This window comes from Lactiplantibacillus sp. ME-2 (genome assembly GCF_022549155.1).
GTDB lineage: Bacteria > Bacillota > Bacilli > Lactobacillales > Lactobacillaceae > Lactiplantibacillus > Lactiplantibacillus plantarum.
In genome coordinates this window covers 38,543-57,830 of the sequence record NZ_JAKZEQ010000021.1, presented here as the reverse complement: position 1 = coordinate 57,830, position 19,288 = coordinate 38,543, and the positions used below count along the sequence as shown (strand labels likewise).

Genomic DNA, 19,288 nt, shown 5'->3' with positions numbered 1-19,288 from the left:
ACAGACTGCCATTGAAAGATTCCGGGCTTGTTCGGATTAAACTTGTAATTTGCCCATTCGATTTGGTCCAAATCAATAAATGCCCATTGTTAAGTTGTTTGAAAATGTGGGAAGTTGGCCGCGTTGTATACCACCGAATATTACCATCCGCATCCATCCCGAACGATAAGTTTTTAGACTGCTTGCTCCCAGAGATCGTCGTCCGAACCATAAATGTCAGCTTCGAATTACCAGTCCCTAAGACCATTTTTTGTTTGTTAGCCTTCTTAACGTTGATCTTAAAATCGGTCAACGCCGATGGTAACTTCGCCGTTTTCAGTCGGATCGTCTTGGTCGTCGACGTGCCATTCTTATAAGTCACCTTAATCTTGACCTGGTTATTCGTGTTGGCGTATAACCCCAGCACGGTCAAATCATGACTCGTTGTGTACTTATTGACCGTATTAGAAATTGAAGTCTTACTACTCTTGCCGACCACCGTATAACTGACCTTGGCCGCCTTGCTCGTCTGGAAAATCACCTTAGCGGATAACGGAGACACCCCATATGGGTTAACCTTCGTGTACATGTTATTAACGGTATAATTCTTATTGGCGACCGCCTTCTTCAGCGTCGCCGTCTCACTCGACTGGGCCTTAATCTCAGTCTTGACTAGCCGCGTGTTGATGTCCTTCTTCGTTGCACTCGCCGAACGTACCTTACTAGTGGTCGTTGTCGTTGCAGTTGACTGATGATATTTGTAATACCCAAAACCACCGCCAATCGCGACAATCACAACGACAATTAGTGCAATCAACCAATTTCGCTTTTTCATTTACCTTTCACCGACCCTATCTCACTATTTTTTCTGACGCCAATTAATTCCTCACGACTGCTACTCCAACGGCATGCCCATTTTGTCAGCCAGAATATTAGGCTCACGCCGCTGATACTGGCGGTCTAACCTTCCCGTGGCAACCCACGTGACCGACACAGAATGACTAACAATTGCCATGTCGAACCGAATCAGTTCAGTTTATATTAAATTTATTATACTTAATCTACTGCCGTCGCAGCCAATACTTGCGCCTGCATTTGCTCAATGACTTGTCCAACTGTCACTAGATCCGGGACAAATGCCCCACTTGCTAACGGATGACCGCCGCCATTGAACGCTTTTGCGACCGCATTGACATTGATTGCTTTCGACCGAAAATGTACGCGGTATTGCCCCTGTGGAGTTTCAATGAAGAACAACCAAACTTTGACCGTCGTCAGGTTACCGGGCAACGGGACAAGCGCATCCTCATCGCCATATTCCAGACTCAAGTCACTAAATATCCGTTGTGGTAAGACAACGTGTGCCAGACCACTTGGCTCAATAGTTTGTTCACTCAGGACGTACCCATACAACTTGCTGAGTGCTGGCGTTAAGTCCATTTCGTGGTGACTAATAGTGGCAATATCAATGTCCGTTGCCGCGAGTGCACTAGCAATCTTCAGAGTTCGAGTGGACGTCTCAGGAGTTGAAAAGCGCACCGTATCGCCGATAATTCCGGCATATAGCTTGGTTGCAACGGCCGCCGTCACTGTAAAACACCCCGCTTGCGCCAACTCATAAATCATCTCCGAGCAACTGCTATAAGTTTCATCGACCCAGTTCAGTTGCCCATAGGGATCGTGATTCGGGTGATGGTCGATTTTAATCACAAAGGCACCTGTTGGCAACTCCCCAGCTAGGCGCTCATGGTTAGCACAATCTACGGCAATGACTAAGTCCGTTGCTTGGGGGGTCACTAACTGCTCATCGGTTGTATCGATCCACGCCAAATGGCCCGGAACTGGGGCCATCGCCACAACAAGTTTCTCCGGGTAAGCCGCTTTGAGCAAGGCGACTAGTCCAAATTGTGCCCCGATTGCATCGGGATCCGGATTCGTATGACGATAGACCAAGATTCGGTCCATTTTCACAATCGATTTTGTGATGTCAGTAATGATTGCATTAGTTTTCATTTGCAGTAACCAAACTGACATAATGGTGTTCCGCCAAGTAATTCAATACTTGTTGGACGGAAGCGGTCAGTGGTTGTTTGGACGTGTCAATCGTAATCTCAGGATCGATAGGTGCTTCGTATGGTGCATCGATGCCTGTAAAGCCCGTGATTTCACCACGACGCGCCTTCGCGTACAATTGTTTCACATCTCGTTGTTCACAAACTTCAAGCGGCGTGTCGACGAACACTTCAATAAACTCATCGACCTCAAGGTTCGCCCGCACTTTATCACGGTCGGTCCGATATGGTGAAATGAAAGCTGTCAACGTAATCACGCCAGCATCGACAAATAGTTTGGCAACTTCGCCGATTCGGCGAATATTTTCTTCACGGTCTTCAGCTGAGAAGCCTAAATTCTTATTCAAGCCAAAGCGCATATTATCGCCGTCTAAAACGTAACTACCAACTTGTTGGTCAAATAATGCTTTTTCAACGGCATTCGCAATCGTCGACTTACCGGAACCGGACAGGCCAGTAAACCATAAAACCACACTCTTATGATGGTTCAGCGCTTGCCGTTCGGCCTTGCTAACTTGCGATTGATGCCAAGTAATATTATCTGATTTTACCATGCTTAGACCTCCTGTTGCTGTTCACGTTTACGCTTCAACCCGTCGATGAGGACCCGGGCAACTTCGGGACGTGAAACTTCCTTTGGTGGTACAACACCATCAGCCAGCATCTTACGCACCTTCGTCCCGCTTAATGAGATGTGATCTTCGGCACCGTGTGGGCAAGTCTTCTGCGTTGCCATTGAACCACACTTTTTGCAGTAGAAGGAATTATCGAATTTGAAGAAGTGCATGCCCATCTCATCTTCGACCGAAGTGATTAATTCTTGGGCTTCATAGGTTCCGTAATAGTCACCCACACCAGCATGGTCACGACCGACGATAAAGTCAGTACAACCATAGTTTTTACGAACGATTGCGTGTAAGATGGCTTCCTTAGGACCAGCATACCGCATCGCGGCTGGATAAATGACCAACCGAACACGGTCTTCTGGATAGTAATACTTCAGAATCGTCTTATAGCTTTCCATCCGAACGTCTGCTGGAATATCATCCGCCTTGGTCTCACCAACCAATGGATTTAAGAATAACCCATCGACGTTTTCCAAAGCTAATTTTTGAATATATTCATGCGCCCGATGAATTGGATTCCGTGTCTGGAACCCAACGATCCGCTTCCAGCCGAGGTCATGAAACATCTTCCGAGTTTCTAATGGTTCCATATAATAATCACTAAAAGCACCATGATCTGGCTTATGCAACAATTTAATTGCGCCACCCAAGTAGACGTCACCATTGGCATACAAACGTTTAACACCTGGATGGGCTTCGTCGGTGGTCTTGTAGACGTTTTGGGCTTCCAATTGCTTGTCTGGAACAAACTTATCTTCAACTTGCATCGTGCCATAAATGACGCCGTCAGCGCCCTTCAAAGCAATCTTAGTATTCAATTCAATCTTATCAGCATCCGCTTGGGACACACCCAGCGTAATTGGTACACTCCAGATAACGCCACTCTTCAAGTGCATCGTGTTGACCACTGAATGGTAATCATCACTGACCATGAAGCCAGTCAGGGGGCTAAAACCACCAATCCCAATTAATTCCAAGTCTGAGATATTCCAATTATTGATGGTTAAACTTGGCAGCTGCTCAGCAGCCTGACGCGCTGCTTCACTAAAATCTTCTAAATTAACTAACTTACCACCATGAGCTTTAATTCCGTACACTGTTTGCATATTGATCACCTTTCACGTTTAAAATTTCATCATAATTAAGACTTACAAAATGGTTCAATGCGGCTTGCTGTTGTTCATCCTGACTCGCACGTCGACACAACGCTGTTAAAGTTGCCGCCACCTCATCCATGTCTAGCGGGGTCCGCAGCTTGAACGTTTCGTCCGGCTGTTCGTCTCGTAATGGTGCTGCCTTAGTCGGTTCAGCAGCAATAAAAGCCGTCACCGCACTTTGCGACGCAGGGGTTCCCAGTTCGTCAGCCATCAGGACCAAGTATGGTGGCTGTTCAACCGCGTGCAACGTCCGTACTAAATGTTGAATCGCTAATCGGCGCTCACGTTCATCAATGATGGCTGTTAAGTCATCTGCAATCACCACGTTGTGCGTATCCGCACCTAACTCGGCACTGACCGTCGTTAACATTTCAACGATTTCATTGTTTTTAGCATCCCCAATCCCCCATAACGTCTCGCGTTTCGCGTTTTTACGGAGATAATTATTCAGGACTTCCTTTTGCTCGACCACTAAATAGTCCAAGGGGTACGTCTGAATGGCAATCGTATTATTATTCAACCGTTCGCTCAAGTCTTCAGCAACCTCATGACTGTCAGCTTCTGTGCCGACCATCTTGACTTGATCATTTCGTAAAGTCGTGTTGACCTGATCAACTTGGGCCTGATTTTCGCCGAATACAAAGAACGTTTTGCTATTGATCTTGACGTTAAAGTCCCGATATAAAGCGCCATACTTGGCTAAATACTCATCAGTCATCTCGTCGATGCGCTGTTGAAATTCAGCCGAGGCAAAGTAATCCGGGTCAGCCGCAGCTTGACGGCCTAGTAAGTAAAGTGCCTTAACATCGGGTTCCACGTCCGTTCGAGCTTCAAAATCAGCTAAATTTTCACCGCTATCACTCTTTTGGAGTGCTGGATCGATGAAGTCATCGATTTGCGCTTGGAGGGCCGCCTCGTCGCTCGTCCACGGTAAGTTAAATTGGGTCGCGATTCGTTTCAACGTCGTCAACGTCTGACCAAACAAATCTTCGTACGTGACTAAAATGCGGTGCTCACGGTCGGTATCACGTAATGAAAGCAACGTCCGGACTTGCCACTGACGCATTGCGAGCGTGGTATCACGGTGCCAGGCGCGCTCATTCGAATTGACCACGTCCATCGGATTACGTAGCAAGACGATCTCAGCCGGCTGAACCTCAACGTCAGCCAAAATACGTTGCCACAATTCGATATAATCATTCATCCGTGGGTCTTTAATCGCCAGATATTGTTCATTCTCAAAAAAGTTTCGTAGATACGTGGTTAACGCCGCCCGGTCCTTTTTAATCTTCGGGCTATCATAGTAACCCTTGAAGGCTGGCCGGTACCGGATGCGACTTCCAAGTGACTTGTGAATATTGATAACATCTTTATTTTCAAAATAACCTTTCGGATTGATCCGCTTACTAGGTGCCAACAGGTTATCAGTCCCGAGAGAAATGCCCATCAAATTAACACACTTAGTCATTACCGATGTTCCGGAACGGCCACTCCCAAGAATTAATACGGCCTGCTTCGTTTGTTGACGGTGATTAAACAATCGTTGCCATAAGCTTTGACTCATTCTTCATCATCCTAATCATTATTATTTATTTGATCTTTGGTACTTCGCTAGTGGGCTCACCAAATATACTAGCAAGTTAATTGTGAAAATAAGTACCCTTAACTCGAAAAAAATATGATGATTTCATGAAATTTAGTGCTTTTAGCAAGTACGCACCCGGTAATCTGCTGGGTGTAGATTAGGACATTTCCCCACAGTTTTGATGAAATATTCAAATTTTAGGACTATTAAAATCCCTTTATACCAGTGCATTGATTACCAAAGCACCTGATTTCACTCAATATCGTCAGCACCCTTAACCAACTTAATCCTCAATTGAATGCTTGGCGCAACGCCCCTGTTATGAAGGCCTAAAATGTCAACCCAACCATGTGGGAGCTGCGTTTCAACCCTATTCACCAGTTCAAGCGGTCGGAATCCGACAACGGTTGCTGGCAAAGACTAGTGGCTGTTCACACCGCGTTTCCTACTTGCCTGGCTCCAAATAGCGTGTGCGTCACATTACGCCTTGAATATGTGCAAAAAATTAAAAAATGATTTGACTAAATTAGAAATTGGTGGTATTTTCTAATCAATCATAAAACATGTAAACGTCCTGAAGAGGAAAGTAATCATCGCTACCCGTGCAGTGAGTTTGGAATAGTGCAAACCAAACCGGAAGACGATTGATGAAAAATGGCCTCCAAACGGCACCACTGAGCTTTTGCCAGGTGATGACAGTTAGCTACTGTTAATAAGCTTCCGTATGAAACGTACGGATTGAGGCCAATATCGTGAGGTGTTGACAAATTAAGGTGGTACCGCGAACGGCAACTTCGTCCTTTAATCAGGATGAGGTTGCCGTTTTTTCGTTTAAAATAATTTGCTAAATATAAGGAGTGGGTTTTAATGACAATTATTAATAGTAACTTGGGGTATCCACGTTTAGGTGAACATCGTGAATGGAAGCACTTATTGGAACACTTTTGGAAAGGACAATTAGACAACGTGACCTTTCACGCCACTGCTAAAAAATTACGCCTAGCTAACTTGAAAAAGCAACGCGACTTGGGAGTGGACTATATTCCGGTCGCAGACAATTCGGATTACGATCACGTTTTAGATACACTAGTCGCATTCAACGCGATTCCAAGTCGCTTTGGTCACTTCGATCACCAGTTGGACTTGCCCGACTACTATGCAATTGCCCGTGGAACTGATACCGCCGTGGCGGCCGAAATGACAAAGTGGTTCAATATCAACTATCACTACATTGTTCCTGAATTCGATGACGTGTCTTTTAAGTTATTAGATAATCGCTGGCTACGCTACTACCAAGAAGCTAAGCAAGAACTTGGCATTGATGGTAAACCAGTCATTCTGGGTCCCATCTCTTTCCTTAAACTGGGTAAACGTCACGGACAGTACTTGGATGACGCCGCCGTCAACGAACTATTACCGCAGTTATTACCGCTTTACCAACAAGTGTTTGAAGAATTAGCGACAGCTGGCGCAAAATGGATTCAATTGGATGAACCGACCCTAGTCAAAACAACGACGGTTGCGGAACTCGCACCTTATCAAACTGCACTTGAACATTTGCATGCGGCTGTCCCATCCTTAAAAATCGAGCTCCAAACTTATTTTGACAGTCTTGATCAGTACGACCAAATCGTGACCTGGCCAATCCAAGCACTTGGACTGGACCTAGTACACGACCATGGTGAAAACCTGGCGCACTTGGTCGACCACGGCTTCCCAACTGACAAAATTCTCGCAGCTGGCATTATTGATGGACATAACGTCTGGGCTAGTGATCTACAAGCAAAACTTGCATTAGTTCAACAGTTACGGCAAATCGTGACCGATGATCAGTTATGGCTCCAACCGGCCAACTCATTATTACACGTTCCCATTACCACCAAAAATGAAACCAAGGCTGACCCCGTCTTACTGGGCGGCCTGGCCTTTGCGGACCAGAAATTGGCAGAATTGCATACCTTAACCGTGGCAGCCAATCAGGGGGTTGCCGCTGTTCAAGCAGTTTTTGACCATAATCAGGCCAACTTGACCGCCCTCAACCAGTCCAGTCACCGCAACAACCAGTCGGTCCGCGCCGCTGAAGCGCAACTGAGCAATCAAAAATTCGAACGCCAGGCGCCATTTGCGACCCGGATTAAGTTACAACACGACCGGTTACACCTACCCCTCCTGCCAACAACAACGATTGGGAGCTTTCCGCAAAGTGCGCAAGTCCGAGCAAAGCGAGCAGCATGGCGCAAGGGTAATTTAACCGATGCCGATTACCAGGCATTCCTGCATGCTGAAACCAAACGATGGATCAAGCTGCAAGAAGACCTCGGCCTCGACGTCCTGGTTCACGGTGAATTTGAACGCACTGACATGGTCGAATACTTTGGTCAAAAACTGACTGGCTTCTATGCGACCCAAAATGGTTGGGTCCAATCATACGGTTCACGAGGCGTCCGGCCACCCGTTATCTTTGGGGATGTCGCTTACACGGAACCAATCACCGTTGCTGAGTCCGTTTACGCGCAAAGTCTAACCGACCAGCCGGTTAAAGGCATGTTGACAGCACCACTGACCATTATCAACTGGAGTTTTGTTCGCGACGATATCCCTAGGGCGCAGGTTCAAAATCAGATTGCTTTGGCCCTCCGGCAAGAAGTTCAAAACTTGGAAAAAGCTGGTATTAAGATTATTCAAGTTGATGAACCAGCACTTAGGGAAGGTTTGCCACTCAAGCAGCGCCATTGGCAAACCTATTTGGATGAAGCAGTGTACTCATTTAAGATCACCACGACCGGCGTGCAAAACGACACTCAGATTCATACCCATATGTGCTACTCTAACTTTGCCGATATCATTGATACCATCAAAGCCCTTGACGCAGATGTCATTTCGATTGAAACGTCCCGTAGCCATGGGGAGATTATCAGTGCTTTTGAACAAACCGGGTACGATCAAGAAATCGGTCTGGGGGTCTATGACATTCACAGTCCACGCGTACCGAGTGTTGCGGAAATTGAAGCCAACATCCAACGCGCATTACGCGTTATCGACGCCCGGCAATTCTGGATCAATCCTGACTGTGGCCTCAAAACCCGGCAAGAATCAGAAACCCTAGCAGCCTTAAAGAACATGATTGCTGCGCGCAACGCGATCCAGGCCCAACTGACCACTAGCATCCACTAAGGAGGTGGCTTGAATGAAGTTTAAACAAGCACTCCAGCAACGGGTCCTCGTTGCCGATGGCGCAATGGGCACCCTTTTATATGGTAACTATGGCATCAATTCGGCTTTTGAAAACCTGAATTTGACGCATCCCGACACGATTTTACGCGTTCACCGATCGTACATTCGGGCTGGTGCCGATATTATTCAAACCAACACCTACGCTGCGAACCGCCTAAAGTTGACCCGGTATGATTTACAAGACCAAGTCACCACCATCAATCAGGCCGCTGTGAAAATTGCAGCGACCGCACGGGAACACGCGGATCACCCCGTTTACATTCTGGGAACGATCGGTGGACTAGCCGGCGATACCGATGCAACTGTTCAACGGGCGACACCAGCAACGATTGCTGCCAGCGTGACTGAACAACTTACCGCCCTTCTAGCCACCAACCAGTTAGATGGCATCTTGCTCGAAACATATTATGATTTGCCAGAACTACTCGCCGCGTTAAAAATCGTGAAGGCCCATACTGACTTGCCCGTCATCACGAATGTTTCAATGTTAGCCCCCGGCGTCTTACGAAACGGTACGAGCTTCACTGATGCCATCGTCCAACTCAACGCTGCCGGCGCCGACGTAATCGGCACGAACTGTCGCCTGGGACCTTACTATTTAGCTCAGTCATTTGAAAACTTGGCGATTCCAGCTAACGTCAAACTAGCCGTTTACCCAAACGCTGGCTTGCCTGGCACTGATCAGGACGGTGCGGTGGTCTACGATGGTGAACCAAGCTATTTCGAAGAATATGCCGAACGTTTTCGTCAGCTCGGTCTGAACATTATTGGTGGTTGTTGTGGGACCACACCTTTGCATACCAGCGCAACCGTCCGCGGTCTAAGTAATCGCAGCATCGTTGCTCATGACCAGCCGGCTACAAAACCACAGCCACCAACGCTTGTCACGACAAAGAGTCAGCACCGGTTTCTGCAAAAAGTTGCGACCCAAAAAACGGCGTTAGTCGAACTCGATCCACCCCGCGATTTTGATACGACTAAATTTTTCCGGGGTGCTGAACGATTAAAAGCCGCTGGTGTCGATGGCATTACACTGTCTGACAATTCGTTAGCAACGGTCCGGATTGCTAATACGACGATTGCGGCGCAGCTCAAGTTGAACTACGGCATCACGCCGATCGTGCACTTGACGACCCGCGACCACAATCTAATCGGCTTACAATCAGAGATCATGGGTCTACACAGCCTGGGTATTGAGGACATCTTAGCTATCACTGGCGATCCGGCCAAACTCGGTGATTTTCCGGGAGCCACTTCGGTCAGCGATGTGCGCTCCGTTGAACTGATGAAGTTGATCAAGCAATTCAATAGCGGCATCGGACCAACGGGTAAGTCGCTTAAAGAAGCCAGTGACTTTCGGGTCGCAGGCGCCTTTAATCCTAACGCTTATCGCACTTCCATATCGACCAAGTCAATCAGTCGGAAGTTAAGTTATGGTTGTGACTACATTATCACCCAACCCGTGTATGATCTTGCAAATGTTGACGCTTTGGCGGATGCTCTAGCGGCTAATCACGTGAACGTGCCAGTGTTCATTGGTGTTATGCCACTCGTCTCACGGCGTAATGCTGAATTCCTACACCATGAAGTCCATGGCATTCGGATTCCAGAACCTATCTTGACACGCATGGCAGAAGCCGAACAAACCGGAAACGAACGGGCAGTGGGCATTGCCATTGCAAAGGAATTGATTGATGGTATCTGTGCGCGCTTCAACGGCGTTCACATCGTCACACCGTTCAACCGCTTTAAAACGGTCATTGAATTAGTCGATTACATCCAACAGAAAAACTTAATTAAAGTACAATAAAAGAAACCGCCGCCAACACCTACTTTCATGCTAAAATTAGACATGAATTGTAAATGTGGAGGCGGTTTTGTCATGTACTTATTAGGGCACATTATTGGTTGGCTATGGCTCATGCTGACGGTTGCGATTGGTCTCAGTCGTCACTCAGTCAAATCAGCCAATCGCTTTTTGATTCTTAGTCGCATCGGGTACCTGCTAATTATCATCACTGGGGTGGCCTTGGCAATCAGAACCTTATCAGGCAACTGGTGGTTGACCTTGCTAAAAGTGATACTCGGTCTTGGCACGATTGGCCTCATTGAAGTGGCCTTTGCCCGCAAGCAGGAAAGTCATTTGAACTCTGGACTTGTCACCCTACTCGTCTGCGGCACCTTACTAACGATTATTTGTGGCATCGGCTTGCACTGGCAATTGACGGGAAACTTGATTTAAACCATCAATGTCGTTGAAATTACTGCCTAACGATCCAAAGTGATGCTATCAAAAAAACAAGTCGTCCGTTAGGGGACGACTTGCTTGCCTGATGCCAATTAATTGTTACGATCACTCAATCGTTTCATGATTTGCTGGCGCATTCGCATTTTCTGGTTGCTTTCCATAAAAATCAGCCGCGACGTTCCATAGTTAAAGAGTCCCACGAGAACCTGGTCGATGATTTTAACAAGTAGGGGTGCCCAGAACAACAACGAAATGCCGACGAACATGAGGAAAGTATCGAAAAAATATGATAAGCCTCGTGTCAACATGAAACTAATGAACTCGCGACACCAGTGCCAAAAGTCTTGCGATTTGGACTGAAAGACCACCGCTTTGTTGGTAAAAAAACTAAACAAAGTTGCTAGCACCCATGCGATTGTGTTGGAAAATAAATAGTGTTCCGCCAAGACTGAGTGTAGCACCCAGAATACCAAGACGTTCACCAGCGCGGCCATAAAGCCAAACAGTGCGTATTTCCAAAAATATTGATATTGATGGTAGATTTTAATCAACCACTGCACGCCGTTCGCCACCGTTTCTTCTAGCTCAAAAATATTATACAATAGCAATATCATACCTTGTTATCGGCCCCCTGACAAGCTCAGCCGTTAAATTGGCGCTTAGTGGGCTGGTCGCTTATACTTAAACTAATCTGCAATTCTTTTTGGAGTGAATTATTTATGAGAACTTATTTATTTATTGCCGGGCTGATCTTAGCCTGTCTAATTTTAATCATTATCTTAATTGCGGTGTTAGTCCATCTCCACCATGTCAATCAGGCGGCGGATAAACAGGCCGCGTTGCTTAAATCAATTCGGCAGCGCCTCGTTCATCAAACTTTGACCAATCAGGAACAAGACCGTCAAATTACCAAGTTGCAGACTCAAAATAACGGTTTTCGGAATCGCTTGAATCAAGCCGTTCCCCATCCGGTGGCGGTTCCTCAGACGCGCCGGATCAACGCTAATTCGCGTGCAATTTTCCGCTCATACGTCATTGGTTTAGATTACTACCAAAAAGAATTTGAAGCCGCGCTGGCCGATGCGAGTGCCCGAGGTTACTTTAAACCTTATGGTGGCTATAATGATTCTGGTCTGAAAGCAGATTATCTCTATGCCAAGAAGTACCGTGTCGACGCTAACGCTAACATCGGTGAAATTCAGTTAGTTGAAGAAGTTGATGGTGCTGAGCGATCCGTACGGGTTGAACTAAAAGTTGCGGAGCATGGCTATACCATCGGCTATCTGCCGAAAAAGCAGGTCGACGAAGCCTTCAACGTGATCGACATTTACGCTAACTCGGTCATGACCCTCTCCTCCAAAACTAATTTAACTGGTGGTGAATGGAAGATGGCGATCGATGCTGTCGATGAAATGCAGTACCTGAATGATCCCAACGCTCAAAATCGGGCCCTTCCCGATTACGGTGCCATTGACACCCCCTTAAAAATCAAGACCGGTAAAAAGTCCTACTTCCTCCAATTCACCTTATATGAAATGGAAATCAGCAATGATGAGATTCCATTGTATAGTTTAGTCGACACAGTCGACGGTCAACGTGGCTCGATTGTTGAAGTCGATGCTGGTCCGATCTCATATGTGATCGACGTCCAAGCTGGGCCACAGACTGGGTCCAAGATTACGGTCATTCCTGAACAAATTGACCGCGTCATTTGGGTCCCTAACTGGAAATAGGTCAATCACCGTTATCAAGTGAGGTTATTTTAATGAAAAAATTAATCTTAGTGATCCTGTTACTTCTGTCAATCGGTGTGATGACCATCGTTGATTCGAACATCATCCGACAAGCCCCTTATCCGAGCTTGTCCCAAGAACAAACGAAATAAGGAGGTCCGAACGTGACCCGGGCAATTTTAATCAGTTTCTGCGCCCTATTCCTTTTAGCAGGCTGCACTTCCCAAGCTGAGCCAAGTATTTCCACTAAGCAAGCGAACTCAGTTGCAGCCGCTAACCGCGCGGAGCAAACTAGTCGTGCCAATGCAGCGGCTGATGCTAGTGCTAAGAAGCAATCTGGTGACCATTATCAAGCTGCTGACGACCATATCACTAGCGCAACTAGTGCAGTGGCCGCCGTCGGGCAAGTGCTCAACGATCCCAAGCAACAAACCTTTGGTGTCGTACCAACTGCCAATCAAGATGCACACGGCCACCACTATTATCAGGTCGATGCTTATCAGAAAACGGCTAATGGCGGCCGGGGGCATTATCTGAATAGTTACTTTGTTTATTTAGATGGTAGTATCACGACCAAACAAGCAAATTAATAAACAGACAAGTTGTCACCCATTCAAGCAGTGTCGTTGAACCTGCTGGGATGGGTGACTTTTTGGATGCATTTTTTGCCGGTAGTAATTTCAGTATTTCGGCGTACAGTTATTCCATGCTAATTAAGGCCAGCCCCAGTAACTAAGCAACCAATTTGCAATTACAATTAATATCAACTGCATAAATATAGAAAAAGGTTTATTTTTTTGTTACTTTTCGCTATAATGGATATTGTTGTTAAAGCAACTGCCCCAGTGGCGGAACTGGCAGACGCGCAGCGTTCAGGTCGCTGTATTGGAAACAATGTACAGGTTCGAATCCTGCCTGGGGCATAATTAGTCTATGAGCAATAAAAGAGCCACGGTAAACACTTATTTACTGGGCTCTTTTATTTTGTGAATTTTAACAAAGTAGTGCCTTTGCAAAGATTTTTACGCATTTCTTCAATAAGGATGAATTCATAATAATTTTGCTCAACCGATAAGTGCTGGTCCACCTCACCTATCCGTTAGACACACTAACCACGGCAAACGGGCCGTAGCTCCCATTGTTAGGGGAACTATGGCCTTTTACTAACGGTTAAATAATTGTTGGTCACAGTAGAACCTTCACCAACGCTTCAGAAACTGAGGCGATTAATTTCTGAAAATCCACAAAAAGTCCTATGCAACCCACGATTTTAGTGTATACTAGATATGTTGACGAAAAGTTAACGTGATGGCGGTAGTGGCGAAGTGGTTAACGCACCGGATTGTGGCTCCGGCACGCGTGGGTTCGATTCCCACCTACCGCCCTTCTAAAAAAGCACGTGCAATTGCACGTGCTTTTTATTTAATCAAATTTTCTAATCACGCCTTCAGCCAAGCCTTCAAAGCGGCTCCAGTGCGTGAAGTGGGCACGTCAACTGCTGCTCGTGGGGTTCCGCTATACTGAATTCGACCGCCATACTGACCAGCATCCGGCCCCACATCGATCAACCAATCGGCCTGGCTAATTACCGCCAGATTATGTTCGATAATAATCAACGAGTTACCAGCGGCCACTAAGGCATCGAATAATTTTAATAAGCGTTGTGTGTCTTGCAAATGCAGACCGGCAGTCGGTTCATCTAACAAGTACACCGTTCCCTGCTTGCCTAGCTCAACCGCCAGCTTCAACCGTTGCAGTTCACCACCCGACAAAGTGGTGAGCGGTTGCGCCAATGTTAGGTAACCCAAACCGACCCGGTCTAAATTCTTCAATGGCTGAGCCACTTTGTCCATCGTGGCAAAAAAAGCTAACGCCGCTGTGACTGACATCTGGAGCACGTCGGCAATCGTCTTACCCTGGTAAGCATAGCTGAGCGCCGTTTCATTATACCGCTGCCCATGACACAATTCACATGTCTGCACAACGGGATCCATAAAGGCCATATTCGTGATGGTCACGCCTTTACCCTTACACCGCGGACAAGCACCCTTACCATTATAGCTGAACCAACTAGTTGCCACGCCATTGGCTTTCGCGAATAGTTGTCGGATTTGGTCGAGCACTCCTAAGTAAGTCGCCGGTGTTGAGCGAATATTCAGGCCCACTGGTGTCTGGGCTAAATCAATATAAGCCGTCTTTAATTGCCGTTTTAGCGCGGTAACCAGCGAACTCTTCCCTGAACCGGCCACCCCCGAGACGACCGTCATCACACCGAGGGGCACGTCGACACTGACATCGTGCAGGTTATTTTCATTAATATGGTGTAATGCCAAGTGGGCTTGGACTGGTCGTTCTTGACCCCATTTATGCGGTTGTCGCAACCACCGGCCCGTCAACGTATCAGAAGCCAGTAACTCGTCATAAGTCCCAGTAAAGGTTACGTTTCCACCAGTGCGACCAGCTGCAGGCCCCATCTCGACAACATAGTCGGCTAACGTAAACATGGCTGGATTGTGTTCAACAATCAGAATTGTGTTACCCTTATCCTTCAGCTTCGTTAACGCTTGCTTGATTAACTGAATATCATGTGGGTGCAGCCCAACGCTTGGCTCGTCCAAAATGTAGACCATATCTACTAAGGCGCTGGTCAAGTATTTGGCAATCTTAATCCGTTGCGCTTCACCACCAGATAAAGAACTGGTCCCACGATCCAATGTCAGATAGCCCAGGCCAATATCGACCAACGATTGGATCTTGGTCGTCAGCTCCCGCACAATATCTTGGGCTAACGGCGCATCAATCGCTTGTAAAAATGCCAGAACATGCTTTAAATCCATAGCCGTCACCTGAGCAATGTTGACCCCGTTAATATGATTGGTCAACACGACCGGTTTGAGTCGTGTGCCATCACACGTTGGGCACGGTTTGCGCGTGACGATCGCCGCAATCGCATCGCGATGGTGTTCGGCTTCCTTCTTACCAATAATCGAGCGCTTGATCCGCGGAACAACACCTTCATACAGGGCCGTTCTAGGAAAACCTTCTCCAGGATGGGCTAATTTCTGTTGCGGTGCGTGCATCAGTAAATCGTATTCCGCAGCACTATAATCCTTGATGGGTTTATCATTGTCAAACAAACCACTCGTCGCATAACGGCGCCAACGCCACGTATCCGGTGCAAAACTCACAAACGTGATGGCCCCCTCATTTAATGATTTCTCAGGATCAATCAATTGCTGCTCATCAATATCGTCAACATAACCTAAACCTTGGCAGGTTGGGCACATGCCTTGGGGTAAGTTAAACGAAAAACTGTCCGAATACCCGATAAACGGTTCCCCAACCCGTGAAAACAAGAGCCGCAGTAACGAATAAATCCCAGTATAGGTTGCCAAGGTTGAACGCGCATTCTTGCCGAGGCGTTGTTGAGCAATCACAATCGCAACGGGCAAGTGCTCGATATGCCCGACGTGTGGTTGACCATACTTCGGTAAATATTGTTGCGTAAAACTGGGAAACGTTTCATTCAGTTCGCGCCGTGACGCCGCTGCAATCGTATCAAAAACGAGTGACGACTTACCGGAACCTGACAAGCCCACGAACACCGTGGTTGCATATTTAGGAACGCGAAGACTAACGTGCTTTAAATTGTTTTGGGTAGCGTCGTATACGTCAATGGCGCCATGTGGAAATGAATAACTGGTCATCAAACCTTCCTTTCTATCACTTGTTTGCTATCAAAAAAGGACCTGAAAATTCAGATCCTAAGTATCAGACTGATTCATCAACGAGCTTGACGACCGTCCCATAGCCGGTTACGATCAAAAACCGTGGTGCAACACTCATCTGAGCGACTTCAGTATTGAAGTTCACATAAATTAACCCGTCGCCACCTTGATCCTCTGCCTTTTGTAGCAGTAGTAGCTTGACTTGCTCGATTAAATCGTCAAACCGTTCAAACTGATCAACACCATCAGATTCAAACATCAGGTGTTTTGTGACGGAGACGACGCCCTTAATCATATGGGAGCGCTGTAAATCACCAGTTGTCATAAACATTTTTCCAACCCCCTATCACTTTAATTTTACTTGAAAACGACGTCACTCGCAAACGTAACCAATTATTTGACCACAAGTTTTTAAAGGACTAAATTAATCGTAGGGAGTGATAGTTTGAAAACAGCAACACAACTTTTACAACAATATACCTTTGAGCCCGTTAAGGATAAAATGCGGGTCGAACAACACGCCTTAGCCGTCCAACATCAGGATCGCGCCATTCCATTCGGACACTTCAAGATCCGGTTGAAAAATATTGATAATCAACAAACTTATTTATTGGAATTAAAGCAAGCGTTACAGTTGACCACCACGTCTGGGTTCCAGTTACGTTCCCGACTACACGGGGTGCATGTCAAACATGCACAACACATGATGCCGACCGGTTATCACGTATTGGCATCACTGACGATTAAGGCCGCCCCACGTGACGCTCATGAATTTGTACATGACAAAACAAAAATCGCCTGCCTGATTCCAGTTGGTGATCACGCGGCCAAAACATTGCCAGCACAAGTTCCACTTTATGCGTTCACGGACAACCATCAACTTGCCATCAATCAGCAGGCCATGGCCCAGTTATTCCTGACATGCATTAAGTCCCAACAACGCCAACAGGTCAATTAATTAACCCGCTTTTATAAATAAATCGTTCGAAAACAATGTATTTGCGCAATATTAATTGCATTTGGCGAATTAATTGCGTACAATGTACTAAAATAGATAGTAAAGGAGGCGGTTTGATGGCAACCCCAACAAAAAACATTTTGCTCGACGAACAGCTCTGTTTTGCGCTCTACACCGCCAGCAAACGATATAATCATTTTTATTCCGAAGCTTTAGCACCTTTCAAGCTGACTTATCCGCAGTACATCACTTTATTGGCACTCTGGGAAAAGAGTCCGATGACGGTCCGGGAACTTGGTTCACACGTTAACCTTGATAGCGGGACTCTGACCCCGTTATTGAAACGGATGCAAACCCAAGGCTGGGTCGAACGCAAGCGCGATACGGACGATGAACGCCAAGTCAACATCTCGTTGTCGCAAAAAGCCATCGATGCTAAACCAGAGATTTTTGCCCACGTTAATTCTTGCATGGATTTACTTGGTTTAGATGAAGCAACCTATAACCAGATTCGCGAAACGGTTAACTTTGCTTCCGAACACATCAAAAATGCCGATCCTAAAAAGGTCGACTATTCTGGTGAAGCATTCTAACTGACTGCTTAACTAGGTCGAGGTTTTTCTAACCTCGGCCTTTTTTGTTGCGATTAAACCAATTGATTTTTGACACTAGCGTCACTTTGTTTTGAGACTAGCCCGTTCAAGGCTAATATGAACAATCGTTAGCTAGCACCAATCAAATAATTATGGGTGTTTGCAGCCACATTAATTCCGCAAAAAATAAATCAAATGATAAAACCCAGTTGAATTTGATAGTTTAGACCGCTAAAAATAATTTAAGTATGTATTAAGGGACGATTTTTTGCAGGTACTGTATTCGGTGACTTTGGGGACGTGCAACAAAAAAATGACTCTACCGCTTAGTAGCAGTAGGGCCAAAGAGTTAGGTTTAAGTACAATATGGGGGATTGTACTTGCTCGTCCATCCACTTTGGGGGAGTAAAATGAACAAGTGTATAACTATTAGGTACAAGTATATACTATTACATAATTGTGAAGAAAGTGTGAAGATTTGTCCGAATTATGCTTTTTTATTCTTTATTTTTATAGAGCATCAACCATTATTTCTACAATTATTATATTTTTAGCATTCAACCAGATTAATATCATCCGCTTGTGCCTGGCATCGATGCCTTTCTCAGATTTGCAAATCCGTGTCGAAACCTGAACACTGCGGTAAAATCAACCATGGGAGGTGAAGTCCGATGGAAATTATTGACCGCGGCTTGGGGTGGCTCGGACGCGTGTTGCTCACTGCTGGCCTAATTGTTGGGGTCGTGATCCCACCAATGTTACTTAAATTAATTAACCAATTATATCGCCAACATCAGCTCACAGCCTGGCAGATCACCCTGGCAGGTGTCTATCTGTTAATTTTTGTGATCCTAGCACTGGCGGCAACCGCCCTAATGCGGCACTATACCGGCAACTATCAATCAGAAAACTTACAACACCATGACTGGCAAATTATTGGAATGGCCTATCTCACCATCTTAATTTTTGAGGGCGGCTTTCAATTTATAAACCAGCTTCTGTATCACCAGAATCAAACACAAAATAACGCCGCCATTAAAAATTTAATGGCCGGCAGTCCTCTGTCGCTTTGGCTTATGGCGTTGAGCGCCGTTTTTTTGACTCCAATTGTTGAAGAGTTAGTTTTTCGTGGCGTTCTGACTAACCTTTTCTTTCAACAAGAATGGCTCAAGGTCGGGCTCAGCGGGATTGTTTTCGGTAGCCTCCATAGTAGTTCAACCTTACCGAGCTTCCTCATATACGTCACCATGGGACTCGTGCTAGCTATTGTTTATCGGCTGACCCGTAAAATTCGCGCGGCCATTGCGCTCCACTTTGTGATCAATAGCCTAGCAATTACCATCATGTTACTGCATTGACGACCTTCACGCACAAC

The 19,288-nt window shown here is 46.2% G+C and carries 16 protein-coding genes, 2 tRNA genes and 1 other annotated feature; of the genes, 10 read left to right on the top strand and 8 right to left on the bottom strand.

The window, feature by feature from the left end:
* From MMY95_RS09130 to MMY95_RS09110, 5 genes are all read right to left on the bottom strand, one after another.
* Positions 1 to 814 (bottom strand): aryl-sulfate sulfotransferase (locus MMY95_RS09130; protein ID WP_241277613.1); only part of this gene is annotated, 814 nt, incomplete at its 3' end.
* A gap of 221 nt (positions 815 to 1,035) precedes the next feature.
* On the bottom strand, positions 1,036 to 1,992 hold the full coding sequence (locus tag MMY95_RS09125; RefSeq protein ID WP_024521458.1) for a bifunctional oligoribonuclease/PAP phosphatase NrnA: 957 nt from the start codon (positions 1,990 to 1,992) through the stop codon (positions 1,036 to 1,038).
* On the bottom strand, positions 1,982 to 2,605 hold the full coding sequence (gene cysC, locus MMY95_RS09120) for an adenylyl-sulfate kinase (protein ID WP_053267610.1): 624 nt from the start codon (positions 2,603 to 2,605) through the stop codon (positions 1,982 to 1,984). The genes MMY95_RS09125 and cysC overlap by 11 nt, the downstream gene beginning before the upstream one ends.
* Before the next feature lie 2 nt (positions 2,606 to 2,607).
* Positions 2,608 to 3,783: a sulfate adenylyltransferase gene (sat, locus tag MMY95_RS09115; RefSeq protein ID WP_053267609.1), complete on the bottom strand. Its 1,176-nt coding sequence runs from the start codon at positions 3,781 to 3,783 to the stop codon at positions 2,608 to 2,610.
* Entirely contained in the window at positions 3,761 to 5,398 is a 1,638-nt protein-coding gene (locus MMY95_RS09110; RefSeq protein WP_087509099.1) for a hypothetical protein, read from the bottom strand. The genes sat and MMY95_RS09110 overlap by 23 nt, the downstream gene beginning before the upstream one ends.
* Positions 5,399 to 5,984: 586 nt before the next feature.
* Positions 5,985 to 6,224: a binding site (T-box leader), on the top strand.
* Positions 6,225 to 6,286: 62 nt separating this feature from the next.
* On the opposite strand from MMY95_RS09110, the gene metE reads away from it, so the two are divergent.
* The 3 genes from metE to MMY95_RS09095 all read left to right on the top strand — a co-directional run bounded on the left by metE (position 6,287) and on the right by MMY95_RS09095 (position 10,895).
* A complete protein-coding gene (metE, locus tag MMY95_RS09105; RefSeq protein WP_021356309.1) occupies positions 6,287 to 8,593 on the top strand; it encodes a 5-methyltetrahydropteroyltriglutamate--homocysteine S-methyltransferase in 2,307 nt (768 codons plus the stop codon).
* Positions 8,594 to 8,606: 13 nt separating this feature from the next.
* On the top strand, positions 8,607 to 10,463 hold the full coding sequence (locus MMY95_RS09100; protein WP_046038907.1) for a bifunctional homocysteine S-methyltransferase/methylenetetrahydrofolate reductase: 1,857 nt from the start codon (positions 8,607 to 8,609) through the stop codon (positions 10,461 to 10,463).
* A gap of 72 nt (positions 10,464 to 10,535) precedes the next feature.
* Positions 10,536 to 10,895: a YisL family protein gene (locus MMY95_RS09095; RefSeq protein WP_003645248.1), complete on the top strand. Its 360-nt coding sequence runs from the start codon at positions 10,536 to 10,538 to the stop codon at positions 10,893 to 10,895.
* 98 nt (positions 10,896 to 10,993) lie between these two features.
* Here the strand turns inward: MMY95_RS09095 and MMY95_RS09090 are convergent, their stop codons facing one another.
* Positions 10,994 to 11,515: a GtrA family protein gene (locus MMY95_RS09090; RefSeq protein ID WP_003643142.1), complete on the bottom strand. Its 522-nt coding sequence runs from the start codon at positions 11,513 to 11,515 to the stop codon at positions 10,994 to 10,996.
* Between the two features lie 105 nt (positions 11,516 to 11,620).
* Here MMY95_RS09090 and MMY95_RS09085 point away from each other — a divergent pair, with 105 nt between their 5' ends.
* The 4 genes from MMY95_RS09085 (at position 11,621) to MMY95_RS09070 (ending at position 14,018) form a co-directional block, all read left to right on the top strand.
* Entirely contained in the window at positions 11,621 to 12,634 is a 1,014-nt protein-coding gene (locus tag MMY95_RS09085) for a hypothetical protein (RefSeq protein WP_003643143.1), read from the top strand.
* A gap of 164 nt (positions 12,635 to 12,798) precedes the next feature.
* Positions 12,799 to 13,224, top strand: a complete 426-nt coding sequence (locus tag MMY95_RS09080) for a hypothetical protein (RefSeq protein ID WP_003645249.1) — start codon at positions 12,799 to 12,801, stop codon at positions 13,222 to 13,224.
* 249 nt (positions 13,225 to 13,473) lie between these two features.
* Positions 13,474 to 13,557, top strand: a tRNA-Leu gene (locus tag MMY95_RS09075).
* Positions 13,558 to 13,945: 388 nt separating this feature from the next.
* Positions 13,946 to 14,018: transfer RNA gene (locus MMY95_RS09070), tRNA-His, on the top strand.
* A 55-nt stretch (positions 14,019 to 14,073) separates the two neighbouring features.
* Here the strand turns inward: MMY95_RS09070 and MMY95_RS09065 are convergent.
* Together MMY95_RS09065 and MMY95_RS09060 are read right to left on the bottom strand one after the other, a co-directional pair.
* Positions 14,074 to 16,341 (bottom strand): excinuclease ABC subunit UvrA, encoded by a 2,268-nt coding sequence (locus tag MMY95_RS09065; RefSeq protein ID WP_053267606.1) that lies wholly within the window; start codon positions 16,339 to 16,341, stop codon positions 14,074 to 14,076.
* A gap of 64 nt (positions 16,342 to 16,405) precedes the next feature.
* Positions 16,406 to 16,693 carry a hypothetical protein gene (locus MMY95_RS09060; protein WP_202861338.1) on the bottom strand — a complete coding sequence of 96 codons (288 nt, stop codon included), beginning with the start codon at positions 16,691 to 16,693 and terminating at the stop codon, positions 16,406 to 16,408.
* A 114-nt stretch (positions 16,694 to 16,807) separates the two neighbouring features.
* Between MMY95_RS09060 and MMY95_RS09055 the strand changes: the two genes are divergently transcribed.
* The 3 genes from MMY95_RS09055 (at position 16,808) to MMY95_RS09045 (ending at position 19,271) form a co-directional block, all read left to right on the top strand.
* Complete coding sequence (locus MMY95_RS09055; RefSeq protein WP_003643148.1) at positions 16,808 to 17,320, top strand: hypothetical protein; 513 nt, start codon at positions 16,808 to 16,810, stop codon at positions 17,318 to 17,320.
* A gap of 116 nt (positions 17,321 to 17,436) precedes the next feature.
* Positions 17,437 to 17,913 carry a MarR family transcriptional regulator gene (locus MMY95_RS09050; protein ID WP_003643149.1) on the top strand — a complete coding sequence of 159 codons (477 nt, stop codon included), beginning with the start codon at positions 17,437 to 17,439 and terminating at the stop codon, positions 17,911 to 17,913.
* 671 nt (positions 17,914 to 18,584) lie between these two features.
* The gene (locus tag MMY95_RS09045; RefSeq protein WP_033608558.1) at positions 18,585 to 19,271 is read left to right on the top strand and encodes a type II CAAX endopeptidase family protein; all 687 of its coding nucleotides are present in this window, start codon (positions 18,585 to 18,587) and stop codon (positions 19,269 to 19,271) included.
* The last annotated feature ends 17 nt before the right edge of the window (positions 19,272 to 19,288 follow it).

Excerpts from the sequence above, each read along its gene's own strand:
- MMY95_RS09125 (WP_024521458.1), bottom strand. The coding sequence starts at position 1,992 with ATGAAAACTAATGCAATCATTACTGACATCACAAAATCGATTGTGAAA.
- cysC (WP_053267610.1), bottom strand. The coding sequence starts at position 2,605 with ATGGTAAAATCAGATAATATTACTTGGCATCAATCGCAAGTTAGCAAG.
- sat (WP_053267609.1), bottom strand. The coding sequence starts at position 3,783 with ATGCAAACAGTGTACGGAATTAAAGCTCATGGTGGTAAGTTAGTTAAT.
- MMY95_RS09110 (WP_087509099.1), bottom strand. The coding sequence starts at position 5,398 with ATGAGTCAAAGCTTATGGCAACGATTGTTTAATCACCGTCAACAAACG.
- metE (WP_021356309.1), top strand. The coding sequence starts at position 6,287 with ATGACAATTATTAATAGTAACTTGGGGTATCCACGTTTAGGTGAACAT.
- MMY95_RS09100 (WP_046038907.1), top strand. The coding sequence starts at position 8,607 with ATGAAGTTTAAACAAGCACTCCAGCAACGGGTCCTCGTTGCCGATGGC.
- MMY95_RS09095 (WP_003645248.1), top strand. The coding sequence starts at position 10,536 with ATGTACTTATTAGGGCACATTATTGGTTGGCTATGGCTCATGCTGACG.
- MMY95_RS09090 (WP_003643142.1), bottom strand. The coding sequence starts at position 11,515 with ATGATATTGCTATTGTATAATATTTTTGAGCTAGAAGAAACGGTGGCG.
- MMY95_RS09085 (WP_003643143.1), top strand. The coding sequence starts at position 11,621 with ATGAGAACTTATTTATTTATTGCCGGGCTGATCTTAGCCTGTCTAATT.
- MMY95_RS09065 (WP_053267606.1), bottom strand. The coding sequence starts at position 16,341 with ATGACCAGTTATTCATTTCCACATGGCGCCATTGACGTATACGACGCT.
- MMY95_RS09060 (WP_202861338.1), bottom strand. The coding sequence starts at position 16,693 with ATGTTTATGACAACTGGTGATTTACAGCGCTCCCATATGATTAAGGGC.
- MMY95_RS09050 (WP_003643149.1), top strand. The coding sequence starts at position 17,437 with ATGGCAACCCCAACAAAAAACATTTTGCTCGACGAACAGCTCTGTTTT.
- MMY95_RS09045 (WP_033608558.1), top strand. The coding sequence starts at position 18,585 with ATGGAAATTATTGACCGCGGCTTGGGGTGGCTCGGACGCGTGTTGCTC.